General features: G+C 60.3%; 21 protein-coding genes. 7 read left to right on the top strand and 14 right to left on the bottom strand.

Features of this window, described 5'->3' with window-relative positions:
• Positions 1-74 precede the first annotated feature (74 nt).
• From Q7V03_RS02615 to Q7V03_RS02605, 3 genes are all read left to right on the top strand, one after another.
• The gene (locus tag Q7V03_RS02615) at positions 75-356 is read left to right on the top strand and encodes a hypothetical protein (RefSeq protein WP_304924055.1); all 282 of its coding nucleotides are present in this window, start codon (positions 75-77) and stop codon (positions 354-356) included.
• Positions 357-529: 173 nt separating this feature from the next.
• Complete coding sequence (aroC, locus tag Q7V03_RS02610) at positions 530-1,630, top strand: chorismate synthase (RefSeq protein ID WP_304924054.1); 1,101 nt, start codon at positions 530-532, stop codon at positions 1,628-1,630.
• Between the two features lie 226 nt (positions 1,631-1,856).
• Entirely contained in the window at positions 1,857-3,299 is a 1,443-nt protein-coding gene (locus tag Q7V03_RS02605; RefSeq protein ID WP_304924053.1) for a P-loop ATPase, Sll1717 family, read from the top strand.
• Positions 3,300-3,342: 43 nt separating this feature from the next.
• On the opposite strand, the gene Q7V03_RS02600 is transcribed toward Q7V03_RS02605, so the two are convergent.
• The 4 genes from Q7V03_RS02600 to Q7V03_RS02585 all read right to left on the bottom strand — a co-directional run bounded on the left by Q7V03_RS02600 (position 3,343) and on the right by Q7V03_RS02585 (position 7,325).
• Positions 3,343-4,209, bottom strand: a complete 867-nt coding sequence (locus Q7V03_RS02600) for a ParB N-terminal domain-containing protein (protein WP_304924052.1) — start codon at positions 4,207-4,209, stop codon at positions 3,343-3,345.
• Between the two features lie 65 nt (positions 4,210-4,274).
• Entirely contained in the window at positions 4,275-4,586 is a 312-nt protein-coding gene (locus Q7V03_RS02595; protein ID WP_304924051.1) for a 2Fe-2S iron-sulfur cluster-binding protein, read from the bottom strand.
• Positions 4,587-4,726: 140 nt separating this feature from the next.
• Entirely contained in the window at positions 4,727-6,028 is a 1,302-nt protein-coding gene (locus Q7V03_RS02590; RefSeq protein ID WP_304924050.1) for a glutamine synthetase family protein, read from the bottom strand.
• Between the two features lie 40 nt (positions 6,029-6,068).
• Entirely contained in the window at positions 6,069-7,325 is a 1,257-nt protein-coding gene (locus Q7V03_RS02585) for a cytochrome P450 (RefSeq protein WP_304924049.1), read from the bottom strand.
• A gap of 72 nt (positions 7,326-7,397) precedes the next feature.
• Between Q7V03_RS02585 and Q7V03_RS02580 the strand changes: the two genes are divergently transcribed.
• A complete protein-coding gene (locus tag Q7V03_RS02580; protein ID WP_304924048.1) occupies positions 7,398-8,093 on the top strand; it encodes a type 1 glutamine amidotransferase in 696 nt (231 codons plus the stop codon).
• Here Q7V03_RS02580 and Q7V03_RS02575 read toward each other — a convergent pair.
• The 8 genes from Q7V03_RS02575 to Q7V03_RS02540 all read right to left on the bottom strand — a co-directional run bounded on the left by Q7V03_RS02575 (position 8,075) and on the right by Q7V03_RS02540 (position 16,173).
• Positions 8,075-8,212, bottom strand: a complete 138-nt coding sequence (locus Q7V03_RS02575) for a hypothetical protein (RefSeq protein WP_304924047.1) — start codon at positions 8,210-8,212, stop codon at positions 8,075-8,077. The genes Q7V03_RS02580 and Q7V03_RS02575 overlap by 19 nt on opposite strands.
• A gap of 205 nt (positions 8,213-8,417) precedes the next feature.
• On the bottom strand, positions 8,418-9,929 hold the full coding sequence (locus Q7V03_RS02570) for a M81 family metallopeptidase (protein ID WP_304924046.1): 1,512 nt from the start codon (positions 9,927-9,929) through the stop codon (positions 8,418-8,420).
• 10 nt (positions 9,930-9,939) lie between these two features.
• Positions 9,940-10,884 (bottom strand): ABC transporter ATP-binding protein, encoded by a 945-nt coding sequence (locus tag Q7V03_RS02565; protein ID WP_304924045.1) that lies wholly within the window; start codon positions 10,882-10,884, stop codon positions 9,940-9,942.
• Positions 10,881-11,843, bottom strand: a complete 963-nt coding sequence (locus Q7V03_RS02560; RefSeq protein ID WP_304924044.1) for an ABC transporter ATP-binding protein — start codon at positions 11,841-11,843, stop codon at positions 10,881-10,883. The genes Q7V03_RS02565 and Q7V03_RS02560 overlap by 4 nt, the downstream gene beginning before the upstream one ends.
• Positions 11,840-12,685: an ABC transporter permease gene (locus tag Q7V03_RS02555; protein WP_304924043.1), complete on the bottom strand. Its 846-nt coding sequence runs from the start codon at positions 12,683-12,685 to the stop codon at positions 11,840-11,842. Before Q7V03_RS02555 ends, Q7V03_RS02560 begins: the two co-directional genes overlap by 4 nt.
• On the bottom strand, positions 12,682-13,608 hold the full coding sequence (locus Q7V03_RS02550; RefSeq protein WP_304924042.1) for an ABC transporter permease: 927 nt from the start codon (positions 13,606-13,608) through the stop codon (positions 12,682-12,684). Before Q7V03_RS02550 ends, Q7V03_RS02555 begins: the two co-directional genes overlap by 4 nt.
• Before the next feature lie 24 nt (positions 13,609-13,632).
• Positions 13,633-15,210, bottom strand: a complete 1,578-nt coding sequence (locus Q7V03_RS02545) for an ABC transporter substrate-binding protein (protein WP_304924041.1) — start codon at positions 15,208-15,210, stop codon at positions 13,633-13,635.
• 33 nt (positions 15,211-15,243) lie between these two features.
• Entirely contained in the window at positions 15,244-16,173 is a 930-nt protein-coding gene (locus Q7V03_RS02540; protein WP_304924040.1) for a MurR/RpiR family transcriptional regulator, read from the bottom strand.
• Positions 16,174-16,288: 115 nt separating this feature from the next.
• Here Q7V03_RS02540 and menC point away from each other — a divergent pair, with 115 nt between their 5' ends.
• Both menC and Q7V03_RS02530 read left to right on the top strand, forming a co-directional pair.
• On the top strand, positions 16,289-17,413 hold the full coding sequence (gene menC, locus Q7V03_RS02535; protein ID WP_304924039.1) for an o-succinylbenzoate synthase: 1,125 nt from the start codon (positions 16,289-16,291) through the stop codon (positions 17,411-17,413).
• On the top strand, positions 17,410-18,117 hold the full coding sequence (locus tag Q7V03_RS02530; RefSeq protein ID WP_304924038.1) for a GNAT family N-acetyltransferase: 708 nt from the start codon (positions 17,410-17,412) through the stop codon (positions 18,115-18,117). Before menC ends, Q7V03_RS02530 begins: the two co-directional genes overlap by 4 nt.
• 38 nt (positions 18,118-18,155) lie before the next feature.
• Here the strand turns inward: Q7V03_RS02530 and Q7V03_RS02525 are convergent, their stop codons facing one another.
• A complete protein-coding gene (locus tag Q7V03_RS02525) occupies positions 18,156-20,189 on the bottom strand; it encodes an NADH:flavin oxidoreductase (protein WP_304924037.1) in 2,034 nt (677 codons plus the stop codon).
• Between the two features lie 110 nt (positions 20,190-20,299).
• Between Q7V03_RS02525 and Q7V03_RS02520 the strand changes: the two genes are divergently transcribed.
• A complete protein-coding gene (locus Q7V03_RS02520; RefSeq protein WP_304924036.1) occupies positions 20,300-20,926 on the top strand; it encodes a TetR/AcrR family transcriptional regulator in 627 nt (208 codons plus the stop codon).
• Between the two features lie 3 nt (positions 20,927-20,929).
• Here the strand turns inward: Q7V03_RS02520 and Q7V03_RS02515 are convergent, their stop codons facing one another.
• A complete protein-coding gene (locus tag Q7V03_RS02515) occupies positions 20,930-21,694 on the bottom strand; it encodes an HpcH/HpaI aldolase/citrate lyase family protein (protein ID WP_304924035.1) in 765 nt (254 codons plus the stop codon).
• Positions 21,695-21,772: the final 78 nt, after the last annotated feature.

The raw sequence follows: 21,772 nt of genomic DNA, 5'->3' as shown, positions 1-21,772 counted from the left end.
TTATTTCAATAAGTTAGCGGTGGGTTATTCACCCATGCCGAACCGTTGCCACAGCCTTACGACAGACCTTCCCGATGATCCGCAATCTGCGCGGGGTGATTAAGCTTGAACGCGCCGGGATCGGGGTGTTTCTGACCCTGTCCCAGCCGTCAAAGCCGAAGGTGACAGAACCCGCGGGCGCGGGGCGGTATGAACGGCTCGATTTTGCGGCTATCCTCCGCATCCAGATTGTCATGATCGAAAAAGCCACGGCGCTGCGCGACCGCGCCGTGATGACGGCTTCAAGAAAGCCGCGAAAGACGTTGACGGCTCGGCACAGGGTCGTTGGCGTTTTAACATGGTTAGGACGTAATTAACCACAACATATGGTATAGAATTGGTCATAATCAGCGATACCACACAATTCTTTCCCAGCTGGGAAAGCCCTGTAGGGCCGTCGAGAACCTTGGCTCAGATCATCCACCAACTGCTTTAAGGGTTTATCGGGCGCGGGGCTTGGCTTATTGGGGATGCAAAGAGGAGCCTTTCCATGAGCCTGAACACCTTCGGTCATCTGTTTCGCGTCACCACTTGGGGAGAAAGCCACGGGCCTGCGATTGGCTGCACGGTGGATGGCTGTCCTCCGGGGGTGCGGTTGTCAGAGGCGGATTTGCAGCCTTGGCTGGATCAGCGGAAACCGGGGACCAGCAAGTTCACCACCCAGCGGAAAGAGGCGGATGCGGTTCGCATTCTGTCCGGGGTGTTTGAGGGCGTCACCACCGGGACGCCGATCCAGCTGATGATTGAAAATACGGATCAGCGCAGCAAGGATTACAGCACCATCGCGCAGGCGTTTCGGCCGGGGCATGCCGATATCACCTACCATCAGAAATACGGGGTCCGGGATTATCGCGGCGGTGGGCGGTCGAGCGCGCGGGAGACGGCGTCTCGGGTGGCAGCCGGCGGGGTGGCGCGGGCGGTGCTGGCGTCGTTGTCGCCGGGGCTGACCATCAGCGGGTATATGGTGCGGATGGGGGTGATGGGGATTGATCGGGGGCGGTTTGATGCGGCGGTGATCTCGGGTAATCCGTTCTTCTGTCCTGATCCGGTCGCGGTGCCAGAGTGGGCTGACTATCTGGATGGGTTGCGGCTGGACCACAATTCGGTGGGGGCGGTGATTGAGGTGATGGCGTCGGGGGTGCCTGCGGGGTTGGGGGCGCCGTTGTATGGCAAGCTGGATTCCGATCTGGCAAGCGCGATGATGTCGATCAATGCGGTGAAGGGGGTGGAGATCGGGGACGGGTTCGATGCCGCGACTTTGACCGGGGTTGAGAATGCGGATCAGATCAGGATGGGGGCCAACGGGCCGGAGTTCTTGTCGAACCATGCGGGGGGGATCTTGGGCGGGATTTCCAGCGGGCAGCCGGTTGTGGTGCGGTTCGCGGTGAAGCCGACCTCGTCTATTCTGACGCCACGCGCGACGATTGATGCGACGGGGGCGGAGATTGATCTGGTCACCAAGGGGCGGCACGACCCTTGCGTGGGGATCCGGGCGGTTCCGGTGGGGGAGGCGATGATGGCCTGCGTTCTGGCCGACCATCTTTTGCTGGACCGGGGCCAGACCGGAGGGGTTCGGGGCCGGATCGGGTAGGGTCCCAACTCGGGACCTTTTTTTGTTGTTTCATATCAGTGGGTTGGGGTGGTGGATTTAAGGATTTGTTAAGGTTTGGACGCCTAAACGCGTTCCAGAGGCCTATGTGATTCTTCTTCGATGTGTCTGAAGCAAACAAATGCCAAGTTTCCTATTGACACAATCTTAAAGATGTATGTGTTTGGTTCAATTCGTAGCGTTCACCAAGAAGAAATGGGAATTTAAGTTGACCGATTTCAAGAAAATTAAATTCGGATGGGTTAGCGCGGAGGCAGAGAGAGCAAATGATCCGGGCTTGCTCACAGACGGACATATTGATTTTCGCTCTATGGAATCAGAAGCCACTGAAGGTAAGAAGTATCTTTTTTTAGGATACAAGGGCTCTGGAAAATCAACGCTGGCAGAACGCATGGACCTAACTTTGTCTGGGCGGTTCGATAAATTTGTTAAAGTTGTGTCGTTGGGAGATTTCCCATTTACGCCATTTTCAAAAATTATTAAAGGAGATGAAGAACCGGAGTCAAAATTTCCCGCTGCTTGGTCATGGATTCTCCTAATTTATGTTCTTGAATCCTTTGAAAAAGACAAAGGCGCTCAGATTTCTGATGCCGAAGTATTCAACGAGGCCATAGGTGCATTTCGAGCTATGGGGCTTTCTCCCTCTGCGTCACCAAGTGCCATAGTACGAAAATCGTCTAAAACCAATTTTTCTGTCACCCTTCCAGGTAAGCTTGCTGAGTATGTATCTTCAGGCGGAGAAGTAAAAAATACTACTGAGATATTTAATTTTGTTGAATCTTTAAAATCCATTGCATCAAGGATAAGAAGTGGAAGCAACCACTATCTTATAATTGACGGACTAGATGATATCCTCACGACTCGAGAGGTTCAGTACAAATCGCTGGCTGCACTTATTTACGAAATAGGAAAGTTGAATGAACTTTTTAGTAGGAACTCTGTGCCGTTTAAAATAATTGTGCTCTGTCGAACAGACTTATTCGATAGAATTCCGGGGCCAAATAAAAATAAAATTCGTCAATCATATGCGTTGGAGCTTGATTGGTATCATGATGTCAAGGACCCCGATAATTCACTGCTTTTTAGAGCTGCCACAATTCGAGCGGAAAGAAGTTTGGCACGATCCGTCAAAATAGTTGAAGAATTTTTTCCGCCTTATATCAACTCCACCCCCTCAAAGCAGTACTTACTAGACCTGACACGCCACACACCAAGGGATTTTTTGCAGCTTTTGTCACACATGCAAGAGTTTTGTAGTGGTAATCGACTATCTGAAAGCAACGTTAGGTCAGCATCGCGTGACTACTCTATCAAGTATTTTCTACCCGAAATTCGAGATGAACTCGCAGGATACGCTTTACCGAATGAGATCGAAGCAATAATTTCAGCGCTAAGTCTGGTGGGAAAAAGAGATTTTAAAATATCGGAACTCTTCGCCGCATCTAAGGCAACTTTGTTCCCCCTATCTGATCAGCAAGTGTATACGTTGTGTGTCGCGCTGTTTAATTGCAGTGCTATTGGAAACATTGATAGTATGCCTCAAGGAAAAACGTCCTACTCATTTAAGTATCGCAATAGAAGTTCGGCCTTCAATGACGCAAAATCAATCATGCTGCATCGAGGACTTTGGAAAGCTCTAAATATAGTATAGTGCGGTTATTAGATTGTCCGCCTTTTCAATGGAGTTCCTCCCCCTACTCCGGCTGAAACAACCGCTCGATCTCGTCCATCACATCATCCATCAACCCGCCGCTGCGGGCGTGGGGGCCGGTGAATTTCAGCGACCAGCCGCCGATGCATTTCTCTCGCCGTATCGTCAGCCCCTGTTTCAGGGTCAGCAGCCGACGCGGGCGGCCGGGTTTGGTGGGGGTGGGGTCGGTCTCGGGGGCGAGCGCCTCGGTGAGCGTCGGGATCAGGGCGGCCCATTGGCTGGGCAGGCTGGCGCGGCGGTTTTCCTTGAGAATCTGGTGGATGAGGGGGGTGAGGCCGCCTCGGAGGGCGGCTGCGAGGCGCTCGATCTGGTTTTGTGAGAGCAGTTCGGGGGTGGTGAAGGCATCCTCCAACTCCTCTGCCACAAGGGCGAGGGTGCGCAGGCGGGTGCGTTTTTGTTTGGTGGCGGTGGGGTGCAGAGCGGCGATGGCGGCGTCGATGGTGGGGAACAGGTCTTGGGCGACGCAGGTGGCGAGGGTGAGGCCGCGCTCCCACGGGGTGAGGTTCTCGCGGATTTCGTTTTCGGCGATCATTTGCGCCATCGCGTCGGGGATCGAGGCGGGGGTGCGCAGGAAGGCGGGGATGGTGGTGTGGGCGCTGGGGTTGCGGCTGTGCAGCAGGCGGGTGGCGGTGAGGCGGCGCAGGCCGGAGATCAGGCCGTAGCGGTGGGTCTCGGTCGGTTGGGAGAGCGCCCAGACCTCGATGGGTTGGCGCAGGCCATCGCGGGCGATGGAGGCGGCGAGGTCTTCGAGGGCTGTGGTGTCGAGGTGGGAGCGGTCGCGGAGCAGGGCGTGCTCGAAGATTTCGGCGGCGGGGATCTGGGTGATTTCGGTGGGATGGGTGGGGGTCATCGGGCGCTCCTGTTTGCGGTGCAGGGTGCCGGGGGTGTGGTTAAGATTGGGTGAGCGGGGCGGTCTTAGCCGGGGATGTGCAGGAGGATGCCGTCGAGCGCCGCGGTCATCTTGATCTGGCAGGACAGGCGCGAGGTGGGTTGGCGGTCGGCGTCGGTGACGTCGAGCATGTCGTCTTCAAAAGCGGAGGGCGGGCCTGCGCGGGTGGCCCAGGCGGGATCAACGACGACGTGGCAGGTGGCGCAGGACAGCGAGCCGCCACATTCGCCGATGACGTTGGGGACATTGTGGGCGACGGCGGCTTCCATCAGGGTTTGGCCGGGGTGGACGGTGGCGGTGATGGATTGACCGTTGGGGAGGCGCCAGGTGGCTTGCATTTCAGGCTCCGGTTTGGCGGGACGCGCCGGGGTTCACACCCTTGGGCCCCTGTGGGATATTTGTGCCAATGTGAACGCGGCAGCGGGGCAATTTTTGCGTCATCCGCGTGCGGCTTTACCGATGGGAAAGCATTGGCGGGTTACAGATACCAGATGTACCAATCGCGCAGGGCGTCGGGTTCAAGAAGGGCGGTTTTTTCAACCTCGGCGCGTTTCATATAAAGGTGGTTTTCGACAAGGCCGCTGCCCACGGCGGTGGTGAGGGTGGTGTCGGATTGCAGATCGTTCAGGGCTTCGAGGAGGCAGGCGGCGGTGCCGTGTTTGGCATCGTTGGTGGTGAAGCCGTTGCCAGTCTCCATCGGTTGCAGTTTGTATTTGCCCTCGAACCCGAGCAGCGCGGCTTGCAGGACTGTGGCGACGGCGGTGTAGGGGTTTGCGGCGGCGTCGGCCATGCGGTGTTCCAGCCGGGCTTTCTTGCCGCCTTCCGCGCTGAGGCGGACGGTGACGTTGCGGTTGTCGCCGCCCCAGTTGCCCCAATAGCCCGACAGGCTGGCGGGTTGCAGGCGGTTGTAGCTTTGCGCATTGGGCGCGATCAGGCCCGCCATGGCTTTGTGATGCTGCATCCAGCCGGCGATGCAGCCTTTGGCGAGGGGGTTGAGGTTGGCAGGGTCGCCATAATCGCCATTGGCAAGGGCATTGTGGTCTTTGGAGTCGTTGAACGAGAGGTTAATGTGCATGCCGTTGCCACCCTTGCCGGGGATCGGCTTGGGCAGGAAGGTCAGAATGATGCCGTGATCCCATGCAATTTCACGGGCCATTTGCCGGAACAGCACGACGGTATCGACGTGTTGGACAGCACTGTTGAATGTGAGGGTAAATTCATATTGCGGGGTGTCATATTCGGCGGTGATCAGATCCAACGGCAGGCCAATGTCTTGGGCCTTGTTCCAGATTGCGTCGGTAAAGCGCCTCGGGTCGGTGAAATTGCCAGTGCCATAGACCACGCCGCCGGGGGTGTCGTAGGGCACGATCTGGCCATCATCGCGGCGGACGAAGGCGTAGGCTTCCAGCTCAATGCCGACTTTCGGGATCAGGCCGTGTTGCTTCCACGCCGCGACAGCGCGTTTCAGGGCAGAGCGCGGGCACATCGGGATCGGGGTGCCATCGGCGGCGAACAGGTCTCCAGTGACGACTTTGGTGTTCGGCTCCCAGCCTTGGCGAATCTCGTCGCCCTTCCAGCGCAAGGCCATGTCGGGAATGCCTTCAAGGCACATCGTGCCGGGCGCCTCTATCAGCAAGTCTTTGTCGTAATGCACCGAAAAGGTCGGGCGGGCGAAGCGGCTTTCGTCGTCTTTTAACTTGCTGGCAGGCAAGTATTTGCCGCGCATGATGGAAAGGTGATCGCAAAACATCGCGCGCAGGCGCTGCGGGTGATCGGTCATGGTAACTCCCTGAGGCGGTTCTTTGACCGCTTTTGGCCGCTTAGTTGAGTGTCACGGTGACGGGCAAAGATTTCAAACCGCCAACGAAGTTAGAGCGCAGGTATTTGTGATCACCCGCAGGTTCGATCTTGCGGAGGCGTTTGGCAAGTTCTTCGAACAACACACGCACCTCTAGACGGGCCAGCCACATGCCAAGACAAACATGTGGGCCGCCTTGGCCAAAGGCCACGTGGCGATTGTTTTGGCGCGCAAGATTGACGCGCATCGGGTCATCAAAGGCCGCGTCGTCACGGTTGCCGGAAAGGAACCAATAGACCACCTTTTGACCCGCCTTGACCTGCTTGCCGTGATAGTCAAAATCGCGGGTGGCGGTGCGGCGGAAATAGATCGCAGGGGTGGCCCAACGGATGATTTCATCGGGGGCGGTGTCCCACACCGTATGGGTTTGCAGCAGCGGCAGAAGTTCGGGTTGGTGGGCGAGGGCTTGCAGCCCTGCCGCGATCGAATAGCGGGTGGTGTCGTTGCCCGCGGCAACCAGCAGGCAGAAGAAATTGCGGAATTCGTGTTCGGGCATGGTGGTGCCATCGGCGGCAGGCTCCATGATCAGCGGCAGGATGCCCGAGCGGTCGCCTGAAGCAGCTTTGCGGGCCATCAGATCTTTGGCATAGACGAACAGCTCTGCGCCTGCCGGAGAGTTGAACGGCATCATGCGGAATTCATCGGTGGTCATCTTGTCAAGGACATGGCTGGTGAAATCGGGGTCGGTGTTGGCGATCAGCGCATCGCCTTTGGCGACCAGCCACGGCAGATCGGCGTCGGGTGTGCCCATGATGCGGCCCAGCATCCGCATTGGCAGTTGGCGGGCGATTTCGGCGGTGGCGTCAAAGCTGCCTTTCGGCAGGGTGGTGTCGAGAATATCGACACAAATATCGCGGATAACCTGTTCAAACTGCGCAATCACCGGGCGGGAGAAGGCTTTGGCAACGCGGATGCGGGTGGCCATATGCTGAGGCCCGTCGGTTTCTTGGAAGGTGCGACGGGCGAGGTATTCTTCGTAGGACTGATCCTCGATGCGGATACCACGGGCCGAAGACAACAGGTCAGTCTGGCGGTTCAGCTCTAGAATATCGGCATGGCGGGTGACGCTCCAATAGTTCTCGCCCTGCGCGTAATCGGTCCAATGCATTGGATCCTCACGGCGCAGACGGGCGAAGGTGTTCAGCGGCGCACCATTGGTGAAGGCATCATGGCTGGACAAATCGGCATGGCCATCGTCGGTGGGGGTCCAAAGCGTCATAATTCCTCGCTTGCCGTGGGGCTGATTTATAAATATGCTATACATGTTCATAAATATGTAAAGAGAAAGATTATGCATATTGCAGTGCTGGTGGCGAACACCGACGAGAGTGAATTTGCGCAGGCACATCCAAAGGATGGCGCGAAGTTTGCCGCGCTGTTGCAAGCAGAGCGCCCGGAGTGGCGGGTGAGTGCGTTTTCGGTGAAGGATGGGGCGTTTCCGGCCGAGGGGGCGCGGTTTGATGGCTGGATCATCACCGGAAGCCCGGCCTCGGTGCATGATTCTGCGGCTTGGGTCGGGCGGCTGTTTGGGCTGATCCGAGAGATCGTGGCGCGCGGCGCGCCGTTGTTTGGCGCGTGCTTTGGCCATCAGGCGATTGCGGTGGCTTTGGGCGGGGTGGTCGGGGACAATCCCGGCGGTTGGGTGTTTGGGGCGGTGCAGACGGAGATAGAGGGCGCACAAATCCGGCTTTATGCGGCGCATAGAGAGCAAGTTTTGACCATGCCAGAGGGGGCTATAGCGTTGGGGGGCAATGCGGATTGTGCGGTGGGGAGTTTTGCGATTGGATCAAACGTGCTGACAACGCAGTATCATCCCGAGATGACGCATGGGTTTATGGTGGCATTGACCGAAGAAATGCAGGGCAAGCTGCCGGATCAGGTGTTGAACGCTGCCCGCGCCTCACTCTGCGGTGCGGTGGCGGATCAGGACAAGATCGCACGACGGATCGTGCAGTTCTTTGAAACTGCTCAGGTCAGCAGCCCATAGATCAGTGTGCCCCAACATGCCGTACCGAAGCCGACAGCGGGCAGCAGCCACCAGCTTTTACGCGCCTGCCAGGTGGCGGCCGTGTACGGATGAGGCGGTGCGACGTCGATCTGTGCCATGATTGTCCGGTTTTTTGTAAAGTTTACCAAACATAGGCTCAACCGCGATATCGCGCTTGGGTGCAAAAGGTGAGTGTCGGTTTCTTTCGAATAGGTCAGATATCATTGTCAGGTCGCAAATTTAACCGGTCACGCGGTTCGGATATTGCTGCCAAAGGGGAGGCCATCGCCCAAAAAAATGCCACTAAACTGCGTTTAGAGCCCGTTACAAGGCACCAAATCCAGTGCGATCCAGTGGCCAGACCGGGCGGCGAACGCGGACATAGGGGCGCAGATGGGCTTGCGGGGTGGCGAGGGCTCCGGTGTCGCAGACGATGACTTTGCCCGCAATCGGCTGAAACGCGGCGCGGAAGTGTTGCATGGATTTGACCACCAGAAAGCGCAGGGCGGTCGGCTCAACGCCAAATGTGCGGACCTGCATCAGATCAAGCATCTGGCCGGGTTGGGTGACGACCAGAACATCAATGCCTTGCACGCGCAGAACGGCGGTGAGGCCGAAGCTGTGGGTGATGCCGCCAAGGATGGGGCCGTTGCCGGTATAGCTGCCATCCGACAGGTGGATGATTTCGCCTGTCAGGTTCAGCGGGCTTCCGCCAAAGCTGGGGTCTTGTTTGCCGCCAAGTGCGAGGCTGACTTGATCGCCGACTTTGTGACGGTGCAGAAGCGCTGCCGCTTCGGCGTCGATCATTGGGGCGAAGGCGCCGCCAGTTGCACCCGCGTCAAGCAGGGCTTGCAACAGCGCGGTGGCATCGCCGTAAGCGCCTGCGCCGGGGTTGTCGGCATAGTCGGCGATGACAAGCGGGCCTTGGCTGGCGTCGAAATCGCGGGCTTGCAGGGCGGCTGCGGCGGGGCTGAGAAAATCATTCGAGACAGAGTCGCGTTGTGCCCAGATTGTATCGGCCAAGGCTTTGGCAATCGCCTGCGCGCGCGGGCCAGCGGTGGGGATGGTTTGATCGTAGCTGACCAGAACGGTGGGGCCAGCCTCTAGAATATCGGCCTCGGCAAAGCCTGCGTTGATCGAGACCGCAAGGATGCCGGGTTCGGATTCGTGCTGCGTCGCGCGGGTATAAAGCGCGGCGGTTTGCGGGACATCAGAGCGGCCCGCGTTGGCTTCATCCAGCATCGGAAGGTGGACGCGCAGGGTGGTGGGGTTTGTTTCGCCGCGCAGCGTCGCATCCAACAGGCGGGCGGCGTGGCGGCCGGTTTCGCGCATGTCGATATGTGGGTAGGTTTTGTAGCTGACCATGATCTGCGCTGCCGCGACCATCGCGGGCGTCACCATCGCATGCAGATCAAGGGTGACGGCGATGGGCATATCGGGGCCGACAATGGCGCGCAGGCGGTGCAAGAGTTCGCCCTCGCCATCTTCGCAGAAGGTGGGGACCATCGAGCCGTGCAGGCTAAGCAGGATGCCATCGAGGCTGTCGCGATGTTGGCGCGCGCCGTCGCAGATCAGGCCCGCGATATGATCGAACGCCTCACGCGCCACACGCGCGCCGGGGGTGGCGTGGGCCGAGACGGTATGGGTGATCAGCCAGCCTGCCTTGCGGCCTATGTCGAGAAACCCGGCGAGTTCTTCGTTGACGTCGCCGAAGCGGTCGATGGCGGTTTGGCCCAGATCCAGCACATCGTTGCGGAAGTCTTGCAGGGTGGTTTCGCCGCGCTTGAAGGTGTTGCTTTCGTGGACGAAGGCGGCGGTCAGGATGTGGAAGGGCATATTTGGGCTTTCAAAGCGGGTGGAAACAGGCGGTGGGATGCATGGTGGCGTCCAGCACCGGGCGTTCAGTGCGGCAGCGGTCTGTCGCGTGCGGACAGCGTCCGGCAAAGGCGCAGCCGGGGGGCAGATCGAACGGGCTGGGGATTTCACCGCTGAGCGGCGCGATGGCGCGGCGGCGGGTGGGGTCCGGGGTAAAACCACTGTCGATCAGGGCGCGGGTGTAAGGGTGGCGCGGTTGTGCATCGGCGGTGGGCAGAATTTCCACCACGGCGCCGAGATACATCACCACGATGCGGTCGCAGAAATAGCGCACAAGGCCAAGGTCATGGCTGATGAACAGGTAGGTCAGGCCCATCTGATCACGCAGGCCCGCCAGCAGATCAATAATTTGGGCCTGAATAGAGACGTCTAACGAGGCCGTGGGTTCATCAAGCACGACGAATTCGGGGCGCAGCGCGAGGGCGCGGGCGATGCCGACGCGCTGGCGCTGGCCGCCGGACAACTGATGCGGGTGGCTGCTGGCCATCTCGGGCGGCAGACCGACCGCGGTAAGCATCTCGGCGATTTGGCCGGGGGGCAGCGGGCGGCGTTGCACGGTGAAGGGTTCGGTCAGCACATCGGCCACGGAAAAGCGCGGATCGAGCGAGGAATAGGGGTCTTGAAACACCATCGCCATCCGCTTGCGCGCGGCGCGCAGCGCGCTTGGGCCAAGGCTGGTCAGATCGGTGCCATCCAGGATGACACGGCCCGAAGAAGGCTCTAACAAGCGCAAAACCAGCCGGGCAAGGGTAGATTTGCCGCAGCCGCTTTCACCGACGACGCCGACGACTTCGCCCTTGGCGATGGCGAGTGACACATCCCGGACGGCGAGCATGGCGCGGGGGCGTTTGAGAAAGCCGCCACCGGTTTGAAAGCGTTTGGTGAGGGCTTCGATCTGTAGCATCGGGGCGGTCATGGTGCGATCTCTGGCAGGTGCAGGCAGGCGGCTTGGCCATCGCCGCGTTGGGTCAGGGGCGGGATATGGGTCGCACATTCGGCGGTGGCCTTGACACAACGAGGATGAAAGCGGCAGCCGCTGGGGTATTGGCGGGCCGATGGCACAGCACCGGGGATGCCGCGCAGGGTTCCGCGCGCCATGCCTTCTTGCGGGATGCAGTTGATCAGGGCGGCGGTATAGGGGTGCTGCGGGGCGGCAAAGATCGGGGCGACCGGGCCTTCCTCGGCCAGACGGCCCGCGTAAAGTACCGCAACTCGATCGCAGATTTGCGCGACGACGCCCATGTCATGGGTGATCAGCAGCAGGGCCACGCCCTTTTCGCGCACAAGACCCGCAAGGATTTGGATGATTTGGGCCTGCACAGTGACATCCAGCGCTGTGGTCGGCTCATCCGCGACGATCAGTTCGGGGTCGCCCGCAAGGGCCATGGCGATGACGATGCGCTGCTTCATGCCGCCGGACAACTGATGCGGCCAAGCCTCAGCCACCGCTGCCGCCTCAGGGATGCGGAGTTGGGTCAGCAGATCGAGGGTTCGGGCGCGGGCGGCGTGTTTGGTCAGGCCAAGATGCAGACGGGAAACCACGTCGATCTGCGCGCCGATGCGTTGCACGGGGTCCAGCGCCGTCATCGGGTTTTGGGTGACAAAACCGATGCGGCGGCCACGGAGGGCGCGGCGTTGGGCATCGGTCAGGCTGGCAAGGTCTTGGCCGTCAAACCGCACTGTTCCGGCACTGACGCGACCGCCGATCAAGGGCAGCAGGCCCATCGCCGCCATCGCGGTAAGGGATTTGCCCGAGCCGGATTCGCCGACAAGGCCAAGGGTTTGGCCGCGTTCCAACCGCAGGCTGACGCCATCCAGCAGGTGCGCCGAACCGATGGCAACGCTGACGTTTTGCAGGTCTAGCAGCGCGCTCATACCGCCCTCCGCATCCGGGCGCGGATGTCTAACTCGGCGATCAGCGCGTCGCCGTAGAGGTTGATGGCGACGACGGTGATGGCGACAGCAAGGCCGGGGAAGATGATGATCCACGGGGCTTTGAACACGAGGGCCGAGCCTGCCGACATCATGCCGCCCCAGGATGGCACCGGGGGCTGTGCGCCCAGACCGAAAAAGCCGAGGGTGGCCTCCAAGATGATGGCGTCTCCGGTGGCCAGCATGGCGCTGACCAAGACGGGGGCGAGGGCGTTGGGCAGCAGGTGGCGGAATAGGATATGGCCGTTGCCCGCGCCAAGGCTGGCGGCGGCTTCGATGAAGGTTTCGCCTTTTAGGGTCATGATCTGGGCGCGGGTTAGGCGGGTGAATTGCGCGAGATAGGCGACTGAAATGGCGACCATGGTGCCAGTGGTGCCGGGGCCGATGATGGCCACCAAGATGAGGGCGATCAGGATTTCGGGGAAGCTCCATGTCAGATCGACGATCGTGGTGACGGCGCGGTCAAACCAGCCGCCGAACCATGCGGCGGCGGCCCCTAGGGTCATGCCACACAAGACGGAAATTGTGATGGCGATGCTGCTGACCGACAGCGAGGTGCGCGCGCCATACATCAAACGGGTGAGCAGATCGCGGCCAAATTCATCGGTGCCCAGCCAATGGCTGGCGGAGGGCGGTTGCCATGCGGATTTAAGCTCTTGGATATCATAGGCATAGGGGGTCAGCAGCGGGGCTGCTATGGCGGCGAGGATGACAAGGATCAGCCAAAGGCCAGCTAGGGCACCTGCGGGGCGGCGCAAAGCGCGGATCGGGGCGGGCAGGGTCATGCGAGGGCCGCCCGCACGCGGGGGTCCATCGCGGCTTGCAGGATGTCGCCCAACAGGGTGCCAAGCATGACGGCCATTGCCAGCATCAAGAGGCAAGCTTGCACCACGGGGTAATCGTGTTGGCTGAGCGATTTGATCAGCAGGGTGCCGAGGCCGGGGCGGGCGAAGACCACCTCGACCGTCACCGCACCGCCCAAGATCCAGCCGATGCGCAGGGCAAGGATCGTGACAACTGGGATCAGCGCGTGGCGCAGGACGTGGCGGAGTTGGATGCGCAGGGGCGACAGACCTTTGGCGTGTAGAAGCGTGACGAAATCGCGGCCAGAGGCTTCGATCATCGCTATGCGGGTGATGCGGGCGACGAGGGCGGTGCCGCCCAAGCCGATGGTGAGAACGGGTAACACCAAGGCGCTGGCGCTGCGCGCACCCGAGACCGGGAACCAGCCGAGCCACACCGAAAAGATCAGCATCAGGATCAACCCAAGCCAAAAGCTGGGCATGGTGGAGCCGAGCAGAACACCGCCCATTATGGCTTTGTCCGGCCATTTGTCACGGTTTAGGGCTGCCAGTACGCCAAGACCAACGCCGACGACGGAGGAGAACAGCAGCGCAAAGCCGCCCAACCGCAGCGAATGCGGCAGGGCTTGCAGGATCAGATCCGACACCGGGCGGCGGGCGACGATGGCGGTGCCAAGATCGCCCTGCATCACTTTCGACAACCAGATGCCGTATTGCACCGGCAGCGGTTGATCGAGGCCATAGCGGGCCTCCATCTGGGCGCGGGCTTCGGGGGACGATCCGACCTTGAGAAGATTGTCGATCGGATCGCCGGGGATGAAATGCAGGATCAGGAATATCACCAGCGAGACGGCAAGGAACACCGGCACAAGCATCACGACCCGACGGATCAGATAAGAATACATGCCCGTGTCCCCTGCCCTACGCTGCTATTCCTTCACTTCCATGTCCATCACGGCGGTAGAGCCGACGACGGGCGCGTTCAATTCGGCTGGCATCACCAGACGATCGGCGTTGTAGGCGACGCTTTCGACCGGTTGATAGATCGGCGCCATCGGGAACTGGGTCAGCACATATTCATGGTAAGCGGTGAAATTGGCGACCCGCTCGGCCATGTTTTTCGAGCCCGTCATCGCAGCTTTGCGCAATTCTTCGGCTTTGGGGTCATTGAACATCGAGATGTTCGGATAGCCCAGACGGTCGGCACCAAAGAACCAATCGACGATATCGGCGTTGTCCCAATCATAGGAACGGACGGCGAGTTGCTGGGTGCCGGTTTTGTATTGATCGCGGATCATCGAACTGTCGAAAGTGGTGATTTCGGCCTCGACCCCCACAGCTTTCAACTGGGCTTGGACGACTTCAGTCAGGCGGCGGAAAATGCTGTCGCTTTGGGTCCACAGGCTGACTTTCAGCGCCACGCCGTCTTTGGCGCGGACGCCATCGGCACCCATCACCCAGCCAGCTTCATCCAGCAGGGCATTGGAGCGGGCGGGGTCGAAGTGGATTTTGGCACTGTCCGCGACATGGCCTTCTGGCAGCGCAGAGATCAGGAAGGTATCGGCAACCGCGCCCACCCCGCCAAAAACCGAGGCAAGAATTTCTTCTTGGTTGATCGCTTTGGCAACGGCTTCGCGCACTTTGATGTCATCGAAGGGGGCTTTGGTGACGTTGATCGGCATGTAGTACACATCTTGGCCCGGAAGGGTCACAACCGCGAGGTTAGGCTCTTTTTTGACCTCTGACAGCAAGTCTGCGGGCACGCCCAACAGCATATCGACGCCGCCGGTTTTCAACTCCAGAAACGCGGTGGAATCTTCGGCGATTTCACGGAAGGTTATTTTGGCGATATGGGCCGGGCCGGTGTTTTTCGCCAGAGGCGAGCCCCAGGTGTAATCGTCATTGCGCACCAGCACGGTTTCCTGGCCGATGGTGAAGCTTTCCATCTTGAACGGGCCTGTGCCGTAAACCTCGGTCACGCCATAATTGTCACCCAAAGCGGCGTAGGATTTCGGCTCGATCACCGACATGAAGCTGGAGGACAGGTTATACAGCATGTTCGGCTCGGGCCGCGCCATGACGAATTTCACGGTCAGATCATCGACCACTTCGACCGATGCGACGGCTTCGGTCATATAGGCGTTTTCGCTGCCCTTGAAGGCCTCTAGCCACGGGCCGATGGTGGCGGCGTTGAACGGCTCGCCGTTGTGAAAGGTGACGCCGGGCTTCAGATGGAAGGTCCAGGACATGCCATCCGGCGCTTCTTCCCACGAGGAGGCCAGCCACGGGTGAAACGACAGATCGGCAGCTTGGCTGACCATGCGGTCGAAGATCAGTGTGGTGGCTTTGTTCAGGTTGTTGGCTTTGATCGGGTTATAGGTGGGCGCGCCGACCTCGCTGGTGTTCAGCACGAACACGGCTTCTTGCGCGCTGACGGCTTGGGCGGCGAACAGCGCGAACAGGCTGACGCTGGCGGTGAGAAGCGTTTTGCGGATACTTATGGTCATTGGACAGATCCTCCTTTGTTGGTTTTTTGTTTGTTATGTGGTGGGCTTGGTGGGGCCACGGGCCGAGCCGATATGGCCGATAAAGCTGCCGTGTAGCGCCGAGACGCGGGCCATACGCGCCTCAACCGCCGCGCCGAGTTCGCGGAACACGCCGTTGATCATTAGGCCCACCAGCGAGGACATCGCCGAGGTGGCATCCCAGAAATGATTGAGATCGGTGGGCACGGCGAACACCTCTGTCACGGTGTCATGCGCCCACGAGCAATAGGGATCGGTGATCAGCGTCACCGGGATGCCCGCGTCACGCGCGGCCAAGGCCAGATCGCGGGTCAGCCGGGAATAGCGCCGCGCGTCGATCAGAACGAGGGTGGTTTGGGTGGGATCGTCCAGCAAAACCTCGGCAAAGTGGCCTGCGGCGACATCGCACAGATGCACCCCCGCGCGTAGGTATTGCAGGTTGTGCGCCAGTTCGGCAGCGCGACCGCGTTCGGTCTGAAAGCCCGCCACCCAGACGGATCGGCGGTGCGACAGGCGTTTGACGGTGGCATCAAAGGCGGGGCTGGCGGCCATTTCGTAGACGGCGACAAGCGCCGCCATCTCGCGGTCCAGCGCGCGGGACAGTTCGGCGTTGCCGCTTTCGCTGCGGCGGTGGAAATCTTGCAGGCGATCGCCGATCAACCACGCCGTATCGCCCAGATCAAGCTGAAGGCTGCCTTTAAGGTCTTTCAGATGGCGGTAGCCTAAGGTGCGGCAGAATCGGCCCACAGTGGCCTCGGACACACCGACTTTTGCTGCCACCGAAGCGGCGGTTTCGAATGGCAGAGATTGTAGATTGGCCAGCAGAAAGCCCGCAATGGCGCGATCCGATGGGGTGCCTTCTGTATTGGCCGTGGCCAGACGTTGCCGCAGATCGCCCGAAGCGGCGGTTGGGTCTTGCGAAACGGGCGGGTCGTCTTGCGGCAAATCCGGGGTTCCTTTCGGGTATCCAGAAAGACTGTCAGGATTCTGTCATTCGGTCAAGCTTGCAAGTAAACTGAAATAAATCTAGCGTGACGCCACCGCTGACAGGAGGCCAGCCATGACCCAGACCCGCGCGCCCTTGCGCATTGATGCCGCCGATCTGCGGCTTGTGCGCCTGCCACTGGTGACGCCGTTCACCATTGCCACGGGCACGATGACCGAGAAAATCTTCCCGCTGCTGGTGCTGAAAGCCGATGGGATTGAGGGCTATGGCGAGGGCGTGATGGACCCGCTGCCAGATTATCTGGAGGAAACCGTGGCGGGGGCGATGGGCCTGCTGCGCGATGTTTTGCTGCCGCAACTGGTCGGCCAAAGCTTTGCACATCCACAGGAATTGGCGCGTAAGCTGGTGCCATGGCGCGCGAACCACATGGCTAAGGCGACCCTTGAGATGGCGTTCTGGGATCTGTGGGCGAAGTCGCTGAACTTGCCACTGCAAAGCGTGCTGGGTGGGTCGGGCGATGCGATTGATGTGGGGGTCTCATTAGGGATCGGGCCGATTGCTGCAACGATGCAGCGGATCTCCAGCCATCTAGAGCAGGGCTATCAACGGATCAAGTTGAAGGTGAAACCGGGGCATGATCTTGAATTGTTGCGGGCGGCGCGGGCGGAATTTCCGGGGGCGCATCTGACAGTAGACGCCAATTCCTGCTATACGCTGGCTGATACGGCGCTGTTGCAGCGCATGGATGATTTTGATCTGGATTACATCGAGCAACCGCTGGCTTGGGATGACATTCACGACCACGCCACGCTGCAAACCCGGTTGCGCACGCCGATCTGTCTGGATGAATGCATCCGCACCGTTGAACACACCCGCAAGGCGCTGCAAACGGGTGCGGCGCAGGTGATCAATATCAAGGTTGGACGCGTTGGCGGCTATGCCAATGCCTTGCGCATTCATGATCTGTGCGAGGCGTTTGCGGTGCCCGTCTGGTGCGGCGGGATGCTGGAATCGGGGATTGGGCGCGCGCACAATATCCATCTGTCCACCCTGCCAAACTTCACCAAGCCCGGCGATACGTCTTCAGCGAGCCGCTATTTCACGCGGGATATTATCGAGCAAAAGCTGGAAACCACAGCGGGGCGGATGCCGGTGCCGCAGGGGGCAGGCATCGGGGTCAGCCTAGATCTGGATTATCTGAAAACCGCAACGCTCAGCTTTGAAAGTATCACGGCATGAGCGCGTTTGTCTTTCGCGACCTGTCGGGCATGGACGAGTTTCGCGCCGCTGAAGACTTGCAGCGCAGCGTCTGGGGCGCGGGGGATCAGCCCGATCCGGCCGATCTGATGATGGTGGTGCAGGGTTTGGGCGGGTTGGTCGGCGGGGCTTTTGCCGGCGAGGTGTTGCCGGGCTACATCTTTGGCCTGCCGTCACGCGACCCTGCGGTGCAGCATTCGCATCGCTTGGCGGTGTTGTCCGAGGCACGCGGGCTGGGGCTGGGCGTGCGGCTGAAGTTCTATCAGCGCCAGTGGTGTTTGGCGCGGGGGATAAGCACCGTGCAATGGACCTATGATCCGCTGCGTCCTATCAACGCGGCGCTGAACATTCACCGTCTGGGGGCGCAATCGGGCCGCTATTTGGTCGATTATTATGGTGCGATGGCGGGGATCAATCGCGGCATCGCCTCGGATCGGCTGTTGGTCGACTGGGCGCTTGAGGCGCCGCGGGTCGCGGCGCTGGCTTTGGGTGAGACGGATTTGACGGCTGGCGGCGAGCTGCTGCCGCTGGCCTTGCCGCAAGATCTCGACGCGCTGTTGGCGCAGGATATGGCGGCGGCCTCGGCGCTGCGGATGCAGTTGCGGCAGGCGTTGCAAAAGCGGATGGCGCAGGGGCAGCGGATTGTCGGCTACGACAAGCAAAGCCGCTGCTACCGTCTGGCCTGAGGCCGACGCGCCGGGTTGGGGCGCGCCGCAATGTTTATTCAGATTTCCCGCACCAACCGCAGCGCGTCATAAATCGCGGCGTGAATGTTGCGGGCCTCGACCGCGTCACCGATGCGGAACAGTTGGAACCCTGCAGGGCCACCGCCATAGGTTTGCGGCTGGCCTGCGATCAAGGCGTCGTAATCGACAGCGCCAAGGTTGACCGAGCGCGGCTTCAAATCGAAGTAGATGTCGGCGAGGGGCTGGGTGCCATGGTTGACCACGATCTGATCGTAGTGGCTGGTCTTGCCCAAGGTCATATAGTCTGAATCCACCGTGGCCTTAATCTGGTTGCCGTCTTTTTCCACCCCGGTCAGGCGATACGTCACGGTGAAGGTGGTGTTTTTATCCTGCAAAGCCCGCATATAGGGCACAAGATTCATTGCCATAACCTCGGGGGCAAAACTGCGATCCGGGGTCATGATTTCCACCTTCGCGCCGGCTTCGGTCAGGGTTTGCGCAGCTTGCAGGGCGGTGTGGTCGCCCGCGTCGTCGTAAAGCAAGACGTTGCTGCCGGGTTTCACATCACCTGACAGAATGTCCCAAGCCGAGACGGTTAGGTCATTGCCGAACTTCAGCACGTCCTTCTCCGGCAGGCCCCCGGTCGCGATGATCACCACATCGGGGTTCTCGGCCAGAATCTCATCAGCTTCGGCCCAGGCGTTAAAGCGAAACTCGACACCGAGGGCGGCGCATTGTGCCATGCGCCAGTCGATGATGCCGATCATCTCGGCGCGGCGTTTGGTTTGCGCGGTCAGACGGACTTGGCCGCCGGGCTGGGGGGCTGCTTCAAACACCGTCACCTTATGGCCGCGTTCGGCGGCCACGCGAGCAGCCTCAAGCCCTGCCGGGCCTGCGCCGACCACAACAACTTGGCGTTTCGTGGCCGCGGGTTTGATGGCGTGCGGTTGGGTTTCTTCGCGGCCCGTCGAGGGGTTGTGGATGCACAAAGCCATGCCGCCTTGGTAAATCCGGTCAAGGCAATAGGTGGCACCGACGCAGGGGCGAATGTCATCCTCGCGGCCCTCGATGATCTTTTGCACCACATGCGGATCGGCCATATGGGCCCGGGTCATGCCGACCATATCGAGCTGGCCAGAGGCGATGGCATGGCGGGCGGTCGCCACATCGGGGATGCGGGCGGCGTGGAAGGTGGGCAGACCAACCTCGGCGCGGATACGACCTGCAAAATCAAGGTGCGGCGCAGATTTCATGCCGTGAATCGGGATCACATCGGTCATCGCGGCATCGGTGAAGATGCGGCCCTTGATGATGTTCAGGAAATCGACGAGGCCAGAGTCGCGGAACATCTTACCGATTTCCACGCCTTCATCGGCGGAAATACCACCCTGCTCGACCTCATCGGCGGTGTAGCGGACGCCCAGCAGAAAGTTTTCCCCGACACGCTTGCGACAGGCGGCCAGCACATCCATCGCAAAACGGGCGCGGTTTTCCAAGGAACCGCCATAGGGCGCGGCAAGGGTGTTGGTGAACGGCGACATGAACTGGTCCATCAGATGGCCGTAGCATTCGAATTCCACGCCATCGAGGCCGGCTTCTTTCATCCGTTCAGCGGCGTCGGCGTAGTCTTGGATGATGCGTTCGATATCCCAATCTTCGATCACCTTCGGGAAGGCGCGGTGGCTGGGTTCGCGGGCGGAACTGGCCCCCACAACCGGCAGCCAATCGCCCTTGTCCCAGCGGGTGCGACGGCCCAGATGGGTCAGCTGGATCATCACGGCGGCCCCAGCCTCGTGGCAATCATCGGTCAGTTGCTTCATCCATTTCACCACCTCGTCCTTGTAGGCGAGGATGTTGTTGAACACCGGGGGGCTGTCTTTCGACACCGCCGCCGAACCTGCGGTCATGGTCAGCGCGACGCCTGCCTTGGCGCGTTCGAGGTGGTAGAGGCGGTAGCGATCCTTCGGCATGCCATCTTCTGGGTAGGCCGGTTCGTGACTGGTGGTCATAATGCGGTTGCGCAGGGTCAGGTGTTTCAGCTGGTAGGGTTGCAGCAGCGGATCGGTAGACATTTTGGCCTCGCAGGGGCTGGGGTTTCGCGCAGGAAAACAGGAATCGACATATGTGTCAAGTTTTCTGTCGTGTGGTTGATATACGGCGGCGGCGGCTTTAGGTTGGTGCTATGGATACGGGGCAAACATCAGAACGCGGCTGGCGCGGCACGCCAGAAATCTGGCTGGACGCGGCCTATGCCCTGCTGGTTGAAGGCGGGGTTGAAGCGGTGAAGGTGATGCCTTTGGCCGCGCGTCTGGGGCTGTCGCGCACCAGTTTCTATTGGCATTTCGCCGATCGCGAGGCGCTGTTGGCCGGGTTGATCGCGCGCTGGCAAAGCCAAAACACCGCCAATCTGATCGCCCGCACGCAGGCCCCGGCGGCGACGATTGCGCAAGCCATGCTGAACGTCAACGATTGCTGGATCACGCCCGCGCTGTTTGACAGCCGGATGGAATTTGCCATTCGCACTTGGGCGCTGACGGACAGTTCTTTGGCCGAGGTGTTGAAGGCGGCGGATTTGGCGCGCGTTCAGGCTCTAACTGGGATGTTCGAGACGTTTTCCTATCCGCCTCATGAGGCACGGGTGCGGGCGCAGACGGTGTATCTGACGCAGGTGGGCTATATCTCGATGCGGACTGAAGAGTCGCTGGAGTTCCGGCTGCACAATATCCCGGATTATGTGCTGATCTTCACCGGGAAAGCGCCGACAGCGGCGGAGCTGGCAGCGTTTCGGGCGCGCAATCAGGCGGGTTAGAGCCTATTCGCGTGCAGCGGTGGCCAAGGTGTTGGCGGCGTTCAGCAGCAGGGGAATGTCGCCACCGACGCCAAGGAAAGTCACACCCATCTCGCGGTAATGCTTGGCGAGTTTCAGATCAAAGGTCAAAATTCCCGCCGCTTTGCCGCTGGCGATGATCTGGCGCATTGCCGCGTCGATGGCCGCTTGCACTTCGGGCGCGGCGGTGTTGCCGGGGAAGCCCATATCGGCGGCAAGATCGGAGGGGCCGATGAAGATGCAGTCGATACCGGAGAGGGTCAGAATCTCGGGCAGGGCAGCCAGACCTGCGCGGCTTTCGATTTGCAGGATCAGGCAGGTTTCGGCATTGGCGGTGGACAAATAGTCACCAACTCGGCCAAAATCGGCAGCCCGTGCCACGGCAGCGCCTAAGCCGCGCACGCCTTCGGGTGGGTATTTCATCGCTTTTGCCATCTGTTCGGCATGGGCAGCGGTTTCGATCATCGGCACCATCACGGTCTGGATACCAAGGTCGAGGACTTGTTTGACCAGATGCGTCTCGCCCACGGGGATCCGCACGACGGTGCTGGTGCGGGTGCCGACGGTTTGGGCTTGGCTCAGCATGGTCGGGATCGAATTCGGGCCATGCTCGCCGTCGATCAGCAGCCAGTCAAAGCCACAGCCCGACAGCAGTTCGGCGGAATAGGGGCTGGCGAGGTTCAGCCAGATGCCAAATTGCGGAAGCTTTGCAGCCAGCGCGGCTTTCAGGTGGTTTTTCGGCGCGGGCATGGGCGATCCTCTTACGGATTGACGGGGGGATTGACGGGGGTGCGGCGGCGTTTGCAACATTTCATAGCACGGATGACG

The sequence above is a fragment of the Cypionkella sp. genome (assembly GCF_030652235.1).
Taxonomy (GTDB): domain Bacteria; phylum Pseudomonadota; class Alphaproteobacteria; order Rhodobacterales; family Rhodobacteraceae; genus Cypionkella.
This window is presented reverse-complemented; position numbering and strand designations above follow the sequence as displayed.

What these genes read in the sequence shown, in the direction of transcription:
- Q7V03_RS02615 (WP_304924055.1), top strand. Translation starts at nt 75, where the DNA reads ATGATCCGCAATCTGCGCGGGGTGATTAAGCTTGAACGCGCCGGGATC.
- aroC (WP_304924054.1), top strand. Translation starts at nt 530, where the DNA reads ATGAGCCTGAACACCTTCGGTCATCTGTTTCGCGTCACCACTTGGGGA.
- Q7V03_RS02600 (WP_304924052.1), bottom strand. Translation starts at nt 4,209, where the DNA reads ATGACCCCCACCCATCCCACCGAAATCACCCAGATCCCCGCCGCCGAA.
- Q7V03_RS02595 (WP_304924051.1), bottom strand. Translation starts at nt 4,586, where the DNA reads ATGCAAGCCACCTGGCGCCTCCCCAACGGTCAATCCATCACCGCCACC.
- Q7V03_RS02590 (WP_304924050.1), bottom strand. Translation starts at nt 6,028, where the DNA reads ATGACCGATCACCCGCAGCGCCTGCGCGCGATGTTTTGCGATCACCTT.
- Q7V03_RS02585 (WP_304924049.1), bottom strand. Translation starts at nt 7,325, where the DNA reads ATGACGCTTTGGACCCCCACCGACGATGGCCATGCCGATTTGTCCAGC.
- Q7V03_RS02580 (WP_304924048.1), top strand. Translation starts at nt 7,398, where the DNA reads ATGCATATTGCAGTGCTGGTGGCGAACACCGACGAGAGTGAATTTGCG.
- Q7V03_RS02575 (WP_304924047.1), bottom strand. Translation starts at nt 8,212, where the DNA reads ATGGCACAGATCGACGTCGCACCGCCTCATCCGTACACGGCCGCCACC.
- Q7V03_RS02570 (WP_304924046.1), bottom strand. Translation starts at nt 9,929, where the DNA reads ATGCCCTTCCACATCCTGACCGCCGCCTTCGTCCACGAAAGCAACACC.
- Q7V03_RS02565 (WP_304924045.1), bottom strand. Translation starts at nt 10,884, where the DNA reads ATGACCGCCCCGATGCTACAGATCGAAGCCCTCACCAAACGCTTTCAA.
- Q7V03_RS02560 (WP_304924044.1), bottom strand. Translation starts at nt 11,843, where the DNA reads ATGAGCGCGCTGCTAGACCTGCAAAACGTCAGCGTTGCCATCGGTTCG.
- Q7V03_RS02555 (WP_304924043.1), bottom strand. Translation starts at nt 12,685, where the DNA reads ATGACCCTGCCCGCCCCGATCCGCGCTTTGCGCCGCCCCGCAGGTGCC.
- Q7V03_RS02550 (WP_304924042.1), bottom strand. Translation starts at nt 13,608, where the DNA reads ATGTATTCTTATCTGATCCGTCGGGTCGTGATGCTTGTGCCGGTGTTC.
- Q7V03_RS02545 (WP_304924041.1), bottom strand. Translation starts at nt 15,210, where the DNA reads ATGACCATAAGTATCCGCAAAACGCTTCTCACCGCCAGCGTCAGCCTG.
- menC (WP_304924039.1), top strand. Translation starts at nt 16,289, where the DNA reads ATGACCCAGACCCGCGCGCCCTTGCGCATTGATGCCGCCGATCTGCGG.
- Q7V03_RS02530 (WP_304924038.1), top strand. Translation starts at nt 17,410, where the DNA reads ATGAGCGCGTTTGTCTTTCGCGACCTGTCGGGCATGGACGAGTTTCGC.
- Q7V03_RS02525 (WP_304924037.1), bottom strand. Translation starts at nt 20,189, where the DNA reads ATGTCTACCGATCCGCTGCTGCAACCCTACCAGCTGAAACACCTGACC.
- Q7V03_RS02520 (WP_304924036.1), top strand. Translation starts at nt 20,300, where the DNA reads ATGGATACGGGGCAAACATCAGAACGCGGCTGGCGCGGCACGCCAGAA.
- Q7V03_RS02515 (WP_304924035.1), bottom strand. Translation starts at nt 21,694, where the DNA reads ATGCCCGCGCCGAAAAACCACCTGAAAGCCGCGCTGGCTGCAAAGCTT.